Annotated in this window: 14 protein-coding genes and 1 tRNA gene; 6 read left to right on the top strand and 9 right to left on the bottom strand. The window is 75.0% G+C overall.

What is annotated here, in order from left to right; genetic code table 11:
* Positions 1-157: 157 nt before the first annotated feature.
* Positions 158-1,123, bottom strand: coding sequence for a LysR family transcriptional regulator ArgP (locus ABZZ17_RS39085; protein ID WP_356884003.1), 966 nt, complete (start codon positions 1,121-1,123; stop codon positions 158-160).
* A gap of 69 nt (positions 1,124-1,192) precedes the next feature.
* Here ABZZ17_RS39085 and ABZZ17_RS39080 point away from each other — a divergent pair, with 69 nt between their 5' ends.
* The 4 genes from ABZZ17_RS39080 (at position 1,193) to ABZZ17_RS39065 (ending at position 4,329) form a co-directional block, all read left to right on the top strand.
* The gene (locus ABZZ17_RS39080; RefSeq protein WP_356883999.1) at positions 1,193-1,816 is read left to right on the top strand and encodes a LysE/ArgO family amino acid transporter; all 624 of its coding nucleotides are present in this window, start codon (positions 1,193-1,195) and stop codon (positions 1,814-1,816) included.
* Positions 1,817-1,947: 131 nt separating this feature from the next.
* Positions 1,948-3,000: an NUDIX hydrolase gene (locus ABZZ17_RS39075; protein ID WP_356883997.1), complete on the top strand. Its 1,053-nt coding sequence runs from the start codon at positions 1,948-1,950 to the stop codon at positions 2,998-3,000.
* Between the two features lie 61 nt (positions 3,001-3,061).
* Complete coding sequence (locus tag ABZZ17_RS39070; RefSeq protein WP_356883995.1) at positions 3,062-3,526, top strand: DUF6153 family protein; 465 nt, start codon at positions 3,062-3,064, stop codon at positions 3,524-3,526.
* 137 nt (positions 3,527-3,663) lie between these two features.
* Positions 3,664-4,329, top strand: coding sequence for a DUF305 domain-containing protein (locus ABZZ17_RS39065; RefSeq protein WP_356883993.1), 666 nt, complete (start codon positions 3,664-3,666; stop codon positions 4,327-4,329).
* Positions 4,330-4,419: 90 nt separating this feature from the next.
* Here ABZZ17_RS39065 and ABZZ17_RS39060 read toward each other — a convergent pair whose 3' ends face one another.
* Both ABZZ17_RS39060 and ABZZ17_RS39055 read right to left on the bottom strand, forming a co-directional pair.
* Entirely contained in the window at positions 4,420-5,715 is a 1,296-nt protein-coding gene (locus ABZZ17_RS39060) for a phosphatase PAP2 family protein (protein WP_356883991.1), read from the bottom strand.
* Positions 5,716-6,074: 359 nt separating this feature from the next.
* Positions 6,075-6,148 (bottom strand) — tRNA-Pro (locus tag ABZZ17_RS39055).
* 159 nt (positions 6,149-6,307) lie between these two features.
* Between ABZZ17_RS39055 and ABZZ17_RS39050 the strand changes: the two genes are divergently transcribed.
* Complete coding sequence (locus tag ABZZ17_RS39050; RefSeq protein WP_356883989.1) at positions 6,308-7,009, top strand: transketolase; 702 nt, start codon at positions 6,308-6,310, stop codon at positions 7,007-7,009.
* Between the two features lie 23 nt (positions 7,010-7,032).
* Positions 7,033-7,929 carry a transketolase gene (locus ABZZ17_RS39045; RefSeq protein ID WP_356883987.1) on the top strand — a complete coding sequence of 299 codons (897 nt, stop codon included), beginning with the start codon at positions 7,033-7,035 and terminating at the stop codon, positions 7,927-7,929.
* A 27-nt stretch (positions 7,930-7,956) separates the two neighbouring features.
* On the opposite strand, the gene ABZZ17_RS39040 is transcribed toward ABZZ17_RS39045, so the two are convergent.
* From ABZZ17_RS39040 to ABZZ17_RS39015, 6 genes are all read right to left on the bottom strand, one after another.
* Positions 7,957-8,313 carry an MmcQ/YjbR family DNA-binding protein gene (locus tag ABZZ17_RS39040; protein ID WP_356883985.1) on the bottom strand — a complete coding sequence of 119 codons (357 nt, stop codon included), beginning with the start codon at positions 8,311-8,313 and terminating at the stop codon, positions 7,957-7,959.
* 88 nt (positions 8,314-8,401) lie between these two features.
* The gene (locus ABZZ17_RS39035; protein ID WP_356883983.1) at positions 8,402-8,947 is read right to left on the bottom strand and encodes a GAF domain-containing protein; all 546 of its coding nucleotides are present in this window, start codon (positions 8,945-8,947) and stop codon (positions 8,402-8,404) included.
* Between the two features lie 20 nt (positions 8,948-8,967).
* Entirely contained in the window at positions 8,968-9,645 is a 678-nt protein-coding gene (locus ABZZ17_RS39030; protein WP_356883981.1) for an ATP/GTP-binding protein, read from the bottom strand.
* Entirely contained in the window at positions 9,623-10,045 is a 423-nt protein-coding gene (locus tag ABZZ17_RS39025) for a DUF742 domain-containing protein (RefSeq protein WP_356883979.1), read from the bottom strand. Before ABZZ17_RS39025 ends, ABZZ17_RS39030 begins: the two co-directional genes overlap by 23 nt.
* Entirely contained in the window at positions 10,042-10,473 is a 432-nt protein-coding gene (locus tag ABZZ17_RS39020) for a roadblock/LC7 domain-containing protein (RefSeq protein WP_356884001.1), read from the bottom strand. Before ABZZ17_RS39020 ends, ABZZ17_RS39025 begins: the two co-directional genes overlap by 4 nt.
* A 47-nt stretch (positions 10,474-10,520) precedes the next feature.
* Entirely contained in the window at positions 10,521-12,320 is a 1,800-nt protein-coding gene (locus tag ABZZ17_RS39015) for an ATP-binding protein (RefSeq protein ID WP_356883977.1), read from the bottom strand.
* Positions 12,321-12,687 lie beyond the last annotated feature (367 nt).

Here is a 12,687-nt window from a genome sequence, read left to right as displayed (position 1 = left end):
GGCGGAGGGCCGCGGCTCGTACTGGACGTACCTCCGTGGTCCGACAACGCGGAGAGGTGCCGTGCCGGGCGTCGCGACCCGGTGGACCTTCCCGGCCACGGCACTAGTGCCGTGGCCGGGAAGGTGTGCCGGGGCACGCACCAGGGGGGAGTCGCGGTCAGGCCGGGGCCGGCCCGGAACGGGCGTGGCCGAAGGTGATGGCTCGGCGGTCCGGGAGGTCGGGCGGGCGCAGGGCCTCCCGCGCGGCCTGGGCGACCACCCCCGCGACCGACGCCAGCGCCGGCGAGTCGAGTTTCCACTGCTGCCAGTACAGCGGTACGTCCACCGGCGGCGCGGGCTCCAGCGGCACGAGCGCACCCGTTTCCAGCAGCGGCCGCGCCTGCGGTTCGGGGACCAGGCCCCAGCCGAGCCCGGCGGCCACCGCGTCGCGGAACCCCTCCGAGGTCGGCACCTGGTGCCGGGCGGCCGCGGCCCCGCAGGCCCCGCCCGTCAGGGTGCGCACGAAGGTGTCCTGGAGCTCGTCGCGCCGGTCGAAGACGATGAGCGGCGCCTCCCGCAGGTCCCGCGCCGGCTCCCCCGTCAGGTGGCGGCCGACGAAGGCGGGGCTGGCCACCGGCAGGTAGCGGGCCAGGCCCAGCGCCCGCACCGTGCAGCCCGCGACCGGATCGGGCGAGGAGGTGACGGCCGCCATCACCTGGCCCTCGCGCAGGAGCGCCGTCGTGTGCGCCTCGTCCTCGCGGTACAGCTCGAAGCAGACCGGCGGATCCTGCGGCACCCGGGTCAGCGCGGGCAGGAACCACGTGGCCAGCGAGTCCGCGTTCACCGCGATCGGCAGCCGGACCGGGCCCAGCCCGTCGGCCATCCCCATCCCGAGCTCGGCGCGGGCGTCCCGCTCCAGCCGGGCCAGCTGCCGGGCGAAGCGGATCACGACCTCCCCGGACTCCGTGGGCCGCACCGGTTTCGTCCGCATGAGCAAGACCCGGCCGGTGCGCTGTTCCAGGGCCTTCACGCGCTGGCTCACGGCGGACGGCGTCACGTGCAGGGCGGTGGCCGCGGCGTCGAAGGTGCCCTCGTCGACCACCGCGAGCAGCGTCCGTACCTGGTCCAGCGGAAGTTCGTCCATCACGAGCGCTAAGGGTACGTAAAAATCTTTAGCTGTACTCATGGCGCGCCGGTTCGTACCGTCGATCACATGACACACGGCATCACCACGGCAGCCCTGGCCGGCTTCGGCACCGGCCTCTCCCTCATCGTCGCCATCGGGGCGCAGAACGCCTTCGTCCTGCGGCAGGGCGCGCGCCGGCAGGCCGTGCTTCCCGTCGTCGCCATCTGCGCCGTGTCCGACGCGGTCCTGATCGTCCTGGGCGTGGCCGGGGTGGGCGCGTTCGTCACCGCCTGGCCGGCCGCCCTGACGGCCGTCGGGATCGCCGGCGGCGCCTTCCTGATCGGCTACGGGCTCCTCGCCGCCCGCCGGGTGCTGCGCCCCGCCCCGGGCGCGGCCCTCGGCACGGGCGGCGCCGCCGCCGGGTCGGCCCGCGCGGCCGTACTGACCTGTCTGGCCATGACCTGGCTCAACCCGCACGTCTACCTCGACACCGTCCTGCTGATCGGCTCCCTCGCGGCCGACCGGGGCGACCTGCGCTGGGCGTTCGGCATCGGGGCCGGACTGGCCAGCCTGACCTGGTTCGGCGCGCTCGGCTACGGCGCCCGGCTGCTGAGCGGCCCGCTCTCACGGCCGAAGGCCTGGCGGATGCTGGACGGTCTGGTCGCCGCGACCATGGTCACGATGGGCGGAATGCTGCTCGCCCGCGCCTGAGCCGGCGGCCCGCCCAGGGGGCCGGGCGGGCATTCGGCCTGGTCGTACGGCCTGCCGGGCGGGGCTGCGTGGTACTGATGCGGTACCGATGTGCGGACCGCCAGCCTCCGCGCGACCCGAGGAGCCCCGCCGTGCCCGAGCGCCCGCGCCCGATCCCGTCCCCGGCGCCACCGTCGCCCGGGGCGCCGCCGCCCCCGCTCCCGCCGTCGCCGCTCGTGGAGGCCACCGGCATCGTCCTCGACGGCCACGGGCGGGTCCTCGTACCGGTGCCCCCGCGGGCCCCGCACCAAGCCGGGCCCGCGCTGCCCGGCGCCGTCGTCGGCGCCTCCGAGACGCCGGAGCCGGCTCTGGCCCGTGCCCTGGAGGAGGAACTGGGCCTCGTCGCCCCCGTCGGCCGGCTGCTGGCGGTCGACTCCTGTCCGCCGGGCGCCGACGGACGCTCGCTCGTGGTGCACGTCCACCTCGTGGGGCCGCTCGGCGACACCCGGGCCGGGGCCGTCGGCGGCGACTGGCTCACCCCCGACGAGGCCGCCGCCCGGCTCCCGGCCCGTGCCGCGGCCCGGCTGCGCGCGGGGCTGGCCGCCCTGTACGCCGGTTCCCTCGCCCACCTCGCGGACGGCGTACCCCAGCCGGGCTCCCCCGTCGGGTTCGACCCGGCACACCGCGCGGCGCTGGAGCACGCGGGCCGCTTCGACGCGGCCGGCCACCGCGCGTCCCGGCCCAAGGCCCTCACCGCGGCGAGCGTGCTGTTCACCGACGGCGCGGGCGGGATCCTGCTCGTGCAGCCGGCCTACGGGGCTCCGGGCCGCTGGCTGCTCCCCGGCGGAGGCGTCGACAGCGACCTCGGCGAGACCCCCCGGGAGGCGGCCGCGCGCGAGGTCCGCGAGGAGACCGGCCTGGACCGCGACCCCGGCAGGCTCCTCGGCGTCAACTGGTCCCACCGCCCCGGTTACCCCGCCCGGGTCCGTTTCCTGTACGACGGCGGGGTGCTCGGCGCCGCCGAACTCGCCGCGATCCGGCTGCCGCCCGACGAGCTCGTCCACTGGCGGACCGCGGACCGCAAGGAGTTGCGCGGCCTCGTCAAGGGCTCGCTGCGCCGCCAGATCAAGGCCTGCCTGCGCGCCCTCGCCGACGGCGCCGGCCCGCTCGAACTCCACGACGGGAGGCCCGTCCACCCGGCCTGACGGGCGGCCGCCCCCCGCACCCGGCGTCGCACCGCCCGCGGCGGCCGCCTACGATGCCGACATGCGGACGTGGACGGAGCGAGCGGAAGGGCCCATCGGCCTGCGCGCCCCCCTGCCGCTCGTCCTGGCCGTACTCGCCGTGCTGACCGGCCTCGTGGCCATGCACGGCCTGGGTCCGGGCGCCCTCCCGTCGGCGGCCGGCTCCTCGGCCCCGGCCCACAGCGCCGCCGCCGGGCACGGCACCCCCGCGGCGGCCGTACCGGCCGACCCGTGCGCGTGCGTCCACGCGGACGGTTCCGAGGTCCACCGCACGGACGGCCCGGACGGCCCCGGCGGGCACGCCGAGCACGCCGACGACACCTGCGCGGCCCCCGGGACCAGCGGCTCGCCGGTACTGTCGGCGCCCGCGGCCGCACCCGGCCCGGTCACCGCCGCCCCGACGGCAGCCCACGGCCTCCTCGACGGGGCGACCGCCTGCGGCCGCGCCCCTCCCTCACTGAGCGAACTCCAACTCCTGCGCGTATAGGGCTGCTCCGGCACGCCCGGCCGCCCCGGACCGCGCCGTCTTCGACGACGCCCCGGCGGCCGGTGCTCCCGCCCGCGAGCCCCCCGTACCTTCCGCACGCCCTTCCGCGCGTGCCACAGCACAGGAGAAGCACCACCATGACCGCTCGGCGTTCCCTGATCCGCCGCACCACCGCCGTCGCCGCGGCCTCCGCCGCCGCCCTCGTCCTGGCCGCCTGCGGCGCCGACCAGCCCGACGGACCGGCCCACGACGGCCACGGCTCCACCCCCAAGGCCCCGGCGTCGTCCTCCGCTTCCGCCGGGGCCGCCGCGAAGGAGGGAGCGGGCAAGGGCGGCAACAACGCGGCCGACACCGCTTTCGCCCTCGGAATGGTCCCGCACCACCGGCAGGCCCTGGAGATGGCCCGCCTCGCCCCGGCGCGTGCCGGTTCGGCCGAGGTGAAGAAGCTGGCCGAGGAGATCGAGAAGGCCCAGGACCCGGAGATCAAGACCCTGTCCGGCTGGCTGCTCTCGTGGGGCGAGCAGGTCCCCGCCGAGGGCTCCGGACAGGGCGGACACGGCGGCCACGACATGGCCGGGATGATGACGGCCGACGAGATGGACCGGCTGGCGAAGAGCTCCGGCGGCGCCTTCGACAAGGCGTTCCTGGAACTGATGGTCAAGCACCACGAGGGTGCGGTCGCCATGGCCCGCACCGAGCAGGCCGGCGGCGCGTACGGCCCGGCGAAGGAGATGGCCGGGGCCATCATCGGCTCCCAGAGCGCCGAGATCGCCCGGATGAAGGCGCTCCTCAACGCCGGCTGACTCGCGGCACGGCGGGTCCGCGGCCCCCCGCGGACCCGCCCCGGTCCCGGTCCGTGCCAGCCGCTCCTGGACCCGTGACCGGGTGCCGTGTCAGCGGTCGGTGGAGACCAGTTCCGGCTGCGGTTCGCGGCGCGGTTCCGGCAGGCGTACGACCGTGTCCTCGCGTTCCCACAGCCGGGTGAGCCGTACGTAGCCGTAGACCACCGAGGCCATCGACAGGATGACCAGCGGCCCGAACAGCCACGGGTGTCCGGCCATCTCCATGGACAGGTAGCGGTAGGACAGCAGGAGCGCGGCGAAGACCGCGGTCCCGTAGGCGACCAGCCGCATTCCCTGGCGGTCCCAGCCGCGGTCGAACGCGCGCAGGGCCGTCTCGATGGTGACCGTGAACACCACACCGGCGACGATGTCGGCGCCGTAGTGGTAGCCGAAGCCCAGCGTCGCGCCGAGCGTGGCGATCAGCCAAAACGTTCCTGCGTAGCGCAGGACGCGCGGCCCCTTGCGGGAGTGGATGAAGATCGCGGTGGCCCACGCCGTGTGCAGACTGGGCATGCAGTTGCGCGGCGTGAACTCGTCGAAGGGGATCGACTGCGGGAGGGTGACGGGCGGCGGCGTGTTCGGCCACAGGTCGGCCACGGCCCACTGTCCGCCGTCGGCGCCGTAGGCGAAGATCGGCCCGACCACGGGGTAGATCATGTAGATGCCCGGCCCGAGCAGGCCGATGACGAGGAACGTGCGCACCAGGTGGTGCCGCGGGAAGCGGCGCTCGGCCGCGACGTGGCGCAGCTGGTACAGCGCGACCGCGACCGCGGCCACCGCGAGCTGGATGTAGACCCATTCGAGGACGTGGTAGCCGACCGTGCCGGTGGCCTCGACGAGCCGGCCCACCAGCCACGACGGGTTGCCCAGGGCGTGATCGGCCATGGCCACGTACGGGTCCAGCACCGTGGGGCGGGTCTTCGAGGTGATCAGCAGCCAGGTGTAGCCGGTCTTGCGGCCGGTCACCAGCAGCAGGGCCAGTCCGACGCCCTGGAGCAGCAGGACCCGCTCCCGGCCGGTGCGGCGCGTGACGGCGATGACGGCGCAGCCCAGGGTCACCAGCAACGCGCCGTTGCCGAACATCATCTCGGCGCCGACCGCCGACCGCACGAGCCAGAAGACGAGGTCGATGCCGATCGCGGTGCCGAGCGCGATGAACCGCTGCCGCCAGGTGAGCACCACCATCATCAGCGCCATGGCGACGTACAGCACGGTCCCCGACTTGGGGGCGAACAGCACCTCGCGCGCCTGGTTGGTGAGCGGCCCGGTCTCGCCGTACCGACGCGCGGCGATCTCCAGCGCGATGAAGAACCCGAGGGTCACCGCACCCACGGCAGCCCACAGCACGACGCGTGCCTGGCGCCACGAGCCGGACCCGGCCCTGTCGCCCTTTCGCGAAAGGAGTCGCGTGATCGTCGATATCAATTTTCAGCCGATGTACATAATCCAACGGGGCAGTCGTTAACTCGAACATGCTAGCGGAGCGGACGCGCCTCCCGAGCGGCGGTTCCCGGCCGGTTGTCTCCGGCCGGATGTCTCCGCCGGTTGCCTCTGGCCGGCCGGCGGCGACGGGCGCTCGACTGGGTTTCCCCGTCGGGGCGTTCCGCCCGGTTCCGCCGGGAGGGCGTCGGCGGGGCGGACCGGAAACGACCGAGGGGCCGTTTCAGATTTCTCTGAAACGGCCCCTGATCTGCGACTTCGAAAAGTCGGGACGACAGGATTTGAACCTGCGACCCCTTGACCCCCAGTCAAGTGCGCTACCAAGCTGCGCCACGTCCCGATGCCCGTTGACCTGGGGTTTCCCCTGGTTGAACTGGCAGGAGAACAATACCGCACTTCTCGGGGTGGTCGCGCGCACCTTTCCCGATCGGCCGGGATCAGATGTCCGCGGCGGACGGACGCTTGACCTCAAGTCTGGTTGAGGTCCGAAGGTTCCCGTATGACACAGGCAACCGCGGACACGGAGTTCCGCCATGAGGACCTGGGCGCGCTCATCGCGCTCATGACAGGGGCCGAGAAGCACGGGCCCGCCGCCACGTCCACGCTCGACGTCTTGTGGGTGCTCTACGACCGGGTGCTGCGCGTCGGGCCCGAGAGCGCCGGGGATCCGGGGCGCGACCGGTTCCTGCTCTCCAAGGGACACGGACCGATGGCCTACTACGCCGTCCTCGCCGCCAAGGGGTTCTTCCCGGTGGGCCGGCTGAGCGGCTTCGGCTCCTTCGGCTCCTCCCTGGGACACCACCCGGACCGCACGCTGATCCCCGGGGTGGAGATCGGCAGCGGCTCACTGGGGCACGGGCTGCCCCTGGCCGTCGGGAGCGCACTCGGGCTGCGGGCGCAGGGGCTGGACGACCCGGCCGTGTGGGTGCTGATCGGGGACGCCGAGCTCGACGAGGGCAGCAACCACGAGGCCATCGCGTACGCCGGATCGGCCGGGCTGGAGCGGCTGCACACCGTGGTGATCGACAACGACTCGGCGACCCACGGCTGGCCCGGCGGAATCGCCTCCCGCTTCGAGGCGGCGGGCTGGTCGGCGGTGACCGTCGACGGACGGGACCACGCGGCGCTGCACGCCGCCTTCACCGCACCGCATCCGGGCCGGCCGCACGCGGTCGTCGCCCGCGTCGAGAAGAAGTTCTGAGAAGGAAAGAGGGAGGGGACGTCATGGACACCATGCGGGAACGGTTCGTCTCGGTCACGTCGCGGCTGCTGGAGGAGGACCCCCGGCTGGCGCTGGTACTGGCCGAGATCACCATGGACGGGTTCCGCGACGCCCAGCAGCGGCACCCCGATCGGGTGATCAACGTCGGGATCCGGGAACAGCTGCTGGTCGGCGTCGGCGGCGGGCTGGCGCTGACGGGCCTGCGGCCCTTCGTACACACCTTCGCCAGCTTCCTCGTGGAGCGGGCCTTCGAACAGGTCAAGCTGGACTTCGGACACCAGGGCACGGGCGGCGTGCTGGTCAGCGCCGGCGCGAGCTACGACTGGCCGGCCGGCGGGTTCACCCACATGGCACCGGGCGACGTGGCGCTGCTGGACACGCTGGACGGCTGGACGGTGCACGTGCCCGGGCACCCGGACGAGGCCGGGGCGCTGCTGCGGCACGCGGCCGCCGCCGGGGACGACAAGGTGTACGTCCGGCTGTCCCAGCAGTCGAACAGCGCCCCGCGCCCGGTGGACGGCCTGCGCTTGCAGACCGTACGGGAGGGACGCGCCGGGGTGGTCGTCGCCGTCGGCCCGCTCCTCGACAACGTCCTCGCCGCGACCGAGGGGCTCGACGTCACCGTGCTGTACACCGCCACCGTCCGGCCCTTCGACGACGCGGCCCTGCGCACCGCCGTCGGGCGCGCCACGGCGGACGTGGTGCTGGTCGAGCCGTACCTCGCCGGTACGTCCGCCACGGCGGCCGGGGCCGCGCTCGTGGAGGTCCCGCACCGGATCCTCCCGCTCGGGGTCGGGCGCGCCGAACTGCGCCGGTACGGAACGCTGGAGGAACACGTCGCCGCCCACGGCCTGGACGCCGGCTCGCTGCGGCAGCGGATCACCGGCTTCCTGCGCTGAGCACCCGGGCGGGGGCGCTCACGACGGTCAGCCTCCGCCCAGCTCCGGGTGGGCCGCCGCGAGTCTCTTCGGGGCCGCCTGCCGCCAGGAGTCCGCCAGGATCGAGCGCAGCTCCCCGGCGTCCGCGACGGCCGCGAGCCGGACGCGGAGCCAGGCGTAGTTGTCGTCGTGGCCCTCGCGCAGGAAGAACTTCTCCGGTTCGGCCGCGATCAGCTCGGCCCGGTCCTCCTTGGGGCACTTCACCCCGATCGAGGCGTCGTCGTCCGCGAGGGAGGCGAAGACCTTCCCGCCGACCCGGAAGGTCGGCATGCCCCAGGCGGGCTTCTCGCTGCTGTCGGGGAGCGACAACGCGATCGTCCTGACGTCCTCGGCGGTCATGCCCATGTCCGCGACCCCTCTTCTCCTCGGCCCGCCCCGGTCCGTGACGGTGCTCGTTGCCGACGGTAGACCCCGCCACCGGCCGTCGCGCCCGTCAGGCCCGGCGGTCCTCCCTCGCGTGCAGCAGTTCCACCAGCTCCGCCGCCAGGGCCTTCACGGTGGCCAGGCCCTGCGTCCCCCAGCGGCGCGGCACCAGGTCCACCGCGCACACCGTCCCGAGCACGATGCCCCGCCGGTCCGTCAGGGGCGCCCCCAGGTAGGAGCGCACCCCGCTCTCGTCGACGACGGCGTTGCCGGCGAAGCGCGCGAAGTCCCGTACGTCCTCCAGCACCAGGGCCCTGCGGCGCACCACCACGTGGGGGCAGTAGCCGTGGTCGCGGGCGAGCACCCGGGCGGGGTAGCCGCTCGCGGCGGCGTCGGTGCCGTGGTGCAGCCCGGCGAAGAACTGCCGTTCCTCACCGACGAAGTTGACCCCCGCGTACGGGGCGTCCAGGGTGTCGGCGACCCGGCGGGCGAAGGCGTCCAGCTCGGAGTCGGCCCGCTCCCCCAGGCCCATCTCGCGCAGCCGGACGGCACGCGCGGGTGCCTCCCGGTCGACCGGGGTCAGCAGCAGGTGGCCGGTCGATTCGTAGTACGTCATGTCGGTTCCCCCGGATCCGGTCACGTGGTGGTGGCGGCCGCGTCCCTCCGCGCGTGTGCGTGGGCGGCGGTCGTGTGCGCGGGCCGGGGCGCGGACGGCACGGGCCGCGCGCCGGCCGTCTTCGCCGTGGTCAGCAGGTGGTGGACGAGGGCGGCCAGCACCCCGGTCGCGGAGCCCGTCAGCCGCGCGTCGCACCGTACGACCGGCACGGCGGCCCCCAGCCCCACCGCCTCGCGGACCTCACGGGCCGTGTAGCGGTGGCCGCCGTCGAACTCGTTGACGGCGACGACGAAGGCGATCCCACGCCGCTCGAAGAAGTCCACGGCCGGAAAGCAGTCCTCCAGCCGGCGGGTGTCGGCGATCACCACCGCCCCCAGGGCTCCCGCGCACAACTCCTGCCACAGGAACCAGAAGCGCTGCTGTCCGGGCGTGCCGAAGAGGTACAGGACGTGCCCGTCGTCCAGGGTGATCCGTCCGAAGTCGAGCGCGACCGTCGTCGCCGTCTTCGTCTCCACCCCCTCCAGCGGGTCGGCCGTCTCGCTCAGCCCGCTCAGCAGTTCCTCCGTGCAGAGCGGTTCGATCTCGCTGACCGCGCCCACGAAGGTGGTCTTGCCCGCCCCGAACCCGCCCGCGACCAGGATCTTCAAGGTCGCGGGAAGGGCCGGGGGCCGGGCCTCAGAGTCGTCGGCGTAAGCCATCGAGCACCGCCCTCAGCAAGGCCTGGTCGTCGGCCGCGAGCCCGGCGCCCGGGGCCGGGAACCGCGGCGCCCGTGCGCTGACGGCCCCGTACTCCATCAGGTCGGACAGCAGCACCTTCACCACCACCGCCGGGAGCCGCAGCTGTCCGGCCACCTCGGCGACCGTGACCGCCGCGGCGCCCGCGCAGATCCGCAGCGCGAGGGTGTGTTCGGCTCCGAGCGGGACCCTCGGCCGCACCCCGGTCGCGGTGACCAGGGACAGCAGGTCGAGGGCCACGGCCGGCCGGGTCCGGCCGCCGCTCGCCGTGTACGGGCGCATCACCCGGCCGGCGGAATCATCCAGCCAGGGCGTGTCCCGCAGCGCTCCGGCCCCGTGCGCCCCCCTCGCCCGGGTCCTCATCGCTCCGCGCCGGCGACGGGCCGCCGCGGCGGGGCGGCGAGGTACGGCCGGACGCTCTTGACCAGCATCGCCATCTCGTAGCCGAGGACGCCCGCGTCGGCCTCCCGGTCGGCGAGCACGGCCAGGCAGGTGCCGGATCCGGCCGCCGAGACGAAGACCAGGGCGGTGTCGAGTTCGACCACCACCTGGCGGACCTCCGCGCCGTCCGCGAACCGGGACCCGGCGCTGCGGCCCAGCGAGTACAGCCCGGAGGCCAGGGCCGCCATGTGGTCGGCGCTGTCGGCGTCGAGACCGTGCACGCAGGTGACGAGCCCGTCCGCGGTCAGCAGTACCGCGCTGCGCGTGTACGGGACCCGTTGCACCAGGCCGCCGAGCAGCCAGTCGAGGTCCGAGAGGCTGCCGGTCTTCGTCGCCGCTTCGCCGACCATGGGGGTGCGCTCCTTGCTGGGGTGAGGGGGGTGGGCCGGGGCGGGGCTCATGCCGGCCGCTCCGACTGGGCGAGGCCGAAGCCCCGTTGGAAGGCGGCCATGAGGCCCGGGTCGTGTACGGGCTGCTCGCCGGCCGCCGCCGGCCGCGGGGCGGGCGCCTCGCGCAGCTCGGGTGCCAGGTGCTGCTGGGCCCGGCGACGGGGCAGGGCGGGCCTGCCGGTGTCGGCGGCCACGGCCTCGGCGGCCGAGGTGTCCGCCCGGGCGGAAGGTACGGACGCGGACGCCGGTACCGACGCCCCGGGGGCCCGCGGGGCGGGCTCCGGGAAGACCTCCATGAAGGTTTCCGCGAAGGGCTCCGGGGCGGGGGACGGGCCGGGGGCGCCGTCCTGCGGGCCCCCGGGCCGGGCCGCCCAGGCCGGTCCCTGCCCCGGCTGCCGTTGTGCCGGGGTCCGGCCCGGCTCGGCGGCGGCTCCGTCGGCGGCCGGCCACGCCGGTCCGGGCCCGGGTTCCGGCGCCCGTTCGGCGCTCCGCGCCTGCCACGGATCCGGCACGGTGACCCGTACGGGCTCCAGGGGCGGGACGGCGCCGCCCGCGCCGGTCCCCCACGAGGTGGCCCGCGACCCGTCGGCCAGGTCGGCGGCGTTCGGCGCCTCCGCGCCCAGCAGCCCCTGGGGCAGCACGAGCACGGCGAGGACTCCGCCGTAGATGTTGGACTTGAGCTCGACGGCGATCCCGTGCCGGCGGGCCAGCGCCGAGACCACGAACAGGCCGATCCGTCCGTCGGCCAGCAGGTGCTGGACGCTGACCTGGTCGGGCTCGCCCAGCAGGGCGTTCATCCGGTGCTGTTCCTCCGGGGGCATGCCCAGTCCGCGGTCCTCGACCTCGACCGCGATCCCGGAGGTGACCCGCTCCGCACGGACGACCACGTCGGTGTCGGGGGGCGAGAACACGGTGGCGTTCTCGACGAGTTCGGCCAGCAGGTGCACCACGTCGGCGACGGCGTGGCCGCGTACGGTGCCGCCCGCCGGGGGGACCACCTTCACCCGCGTGTACTGCTCGACCTCCGCCACGGAGGAGCGCAGCACCTCGCTCAGGTCGATCGGCCGGGTCCATTGGCGCCGGGAGGCGGCCCCGCCGAGCACGGCGAGGTTCTCGGCGTGGCGGCGGATCCGGGTGGCGAGGTGGTCGACGTGGAAGAGCTCCTTCAGCAGGTCCGGGTCCTCGACGGTGTCCTCCAGGCCGTCGAGGAGGGAGATCTCGCGGTGCACGAGCGACTGAAGCCGCCGCGCGAGGTTGACGAACACCTCCACCTTGCGGTCGCTGTCGGTCGGCGCGGCCGGGGTGGCCAGCCGCACGAGGGTCGCCCGGGCCTGTTCCCGGGCGCCGCGCAGTTCCTGGGAGAGCAGCCAGAACTCGTCGACCCCGGCCGGGTCGGTTCCCGCGGGCGGTCCGCCGGGGCCTCCGCGCACGGGCCGGGGCGGCGTCTCCCCCCGTTCCAGGCGTTCGGCGGCCGTACGCAGCTCCTGGCGGCCGCGCACGCTGGAACGCCGCAGCGCCTCGCAGCGGTCCCGTACGGCCTTCGCGGAGCGCTGGGCCCCGAGCAGCGCGGCGGCCAGCGCCCCGATGACGAGCAGGGCGCAGCCCGTGAGCAGCGGCCACAGCCGGGCGTCCCGGTCTCCGGTGCCCCCGCCGAGCTGGAGGGTGAAGATCACCGCGGCCGCGCCGCTGAGCCCGGCCGCGAGGGTGGGCAGCACGGCGGCACGGATCAGCTGGGGCCGTATCTGCCGCGCGGGACCGGAGGCGGCGTGTCTCGACGGGGAGTGGCGGGCGGCGCGGAGTCCGGACATGTGCGTCCTCGGTACGTGGGGCCCGGCCCCCAGTCGGTTCCCGGGGCCCGGTGTTGATCACCGGATACCCACGCTAGACCGCACGCTCCCACCCCGGACGCCGAGTTGGGGAACTTCGCGGGGGTGCTTCCCGCTCCCGATGGAGCGCTCGTACGACAGCGCGAATGCGCCGGGGGCTCGTACGCCCCTGCCCCCACGGGGCGTACGCCGCCCCGCGCGGCCCGCGCGCACGGGGCCCCCGACGCCCCGCCCGGTACCGGCCGCGCCCGGCTACGGCACTAGGGCCTGTCGTCAAACTCCCGTCTGCCCCGCGACGCCTGGCACGCGCTCTCGCCGCACCGGGCGAAAGCCAAGTACGTCCAGTACG

Origin of the sequence: Streptomyces sp. NPDC006512, assembly GCF_040611935.1 — a bacterium.
Classification (GTDB): Bacteria; Actinomycetota; Actinomycetes; order Streptomycetales; family Streptomycetaceae; genus Streptomyces.
This window is presented reverse-complemented; position numbering and strand designations above follow the sequence as displayed.

What these genes read in the sequence shown, in the direction of transcription:
- ABZZ17_RS39085 (WP_356884003.1), bottom strand. Translation starts at nt 1,123, where the DNA reads ATGGACGAACTTCCGCTGGACCAGGTACGGACGCTGCTCGCGGTGGTC.
- ABZZ17_RS39080 (WP_356883999.1), top strand. Translation starts at nt 1,193, where the DNA reads ATGACACACGGCATCACCACGGCAGCCCTGGCCGGCTTCGGCACCGGC.
- ABZZ17_RS39070 (WP_356883995.1), top strand. Translation starts at nt 3,062, where the DNA reads ATGCGGACGTGGACGGAGCGAGCGGAAGGGCCCATCGGCCTGCGCGCC.
- ABZZ17_RS39065 (WP_356883993.1), top strand. Translation starts at nt 3,664, where the DNA reads ATGACCGCTCGGCGTTCCCTGATCCGCCGCACCACCGCCGTCGCCGCG.
- ABZZ17_RS39050 (WP_356883989.1), top strand. Translation starts at nt 6,308, where the DNA reads ATGACACAGGCAACCGCGGACACGGAGTTCCGCCATGAGGACCTGGGC.
- ABZZ17_RS39045 (WP_356883987.1), top strand. Translation starts at nt 7,033, where the DNA reads ATGGACACCATGCGGGAACGGTTCGTCTCGGTCACGTCGCGGCTGCTG.
- ABZZ17_RS39040 (WP_356883985.1), bottom strand. Translation starts at nt 8,313, where the DNA reads ATGGGCATGACCGCCGAGGACGTCAGGACGATCGCGTTGTCGCTCCCC.
- ABZZ17_RS39035 (WP_356883983.1), bottom strand. Translation starts at nt 8,947, where the DNA reads ATGACGTACTACGAATCGACCGGCCACCTGCTGCTGACCCCGGTCGAC.
- ABZZ17_RS39030 (WP_356883981.1), bottom strand. Translation starts at nt 9,645, where the DNA reads ATGGCTTACGCCGACGACTCTGAGGCCCGGCCCCCGGCCCTTCCCGCG.
- ABZZ17_RS39025 (WP_356883979.1), bottom strand. Translation starts at nt 10,045, where the DNA reads ATGAGGACCCGGGCGAGGGGGGCGCACGGGGCCGGAGCGCTGCGGGAC.
- ABZZ17_RS39020 (WP_356884001.1), bottom strand. Translation starts at nt 10,473, where the DNA reads ATGGTCGGCGAAGCGGCGACGAAGACCGGCAGCCTCTCGGACCTCGAC.
- ABZZ17_RS39015 (WP_356883977.1), bottom strand. Translation starts at nt 12,320, where the DNA reads ATGTCCGGACTCCGCGCCGCCCGCCACTCCCCGTCGAGACACGCCGCC.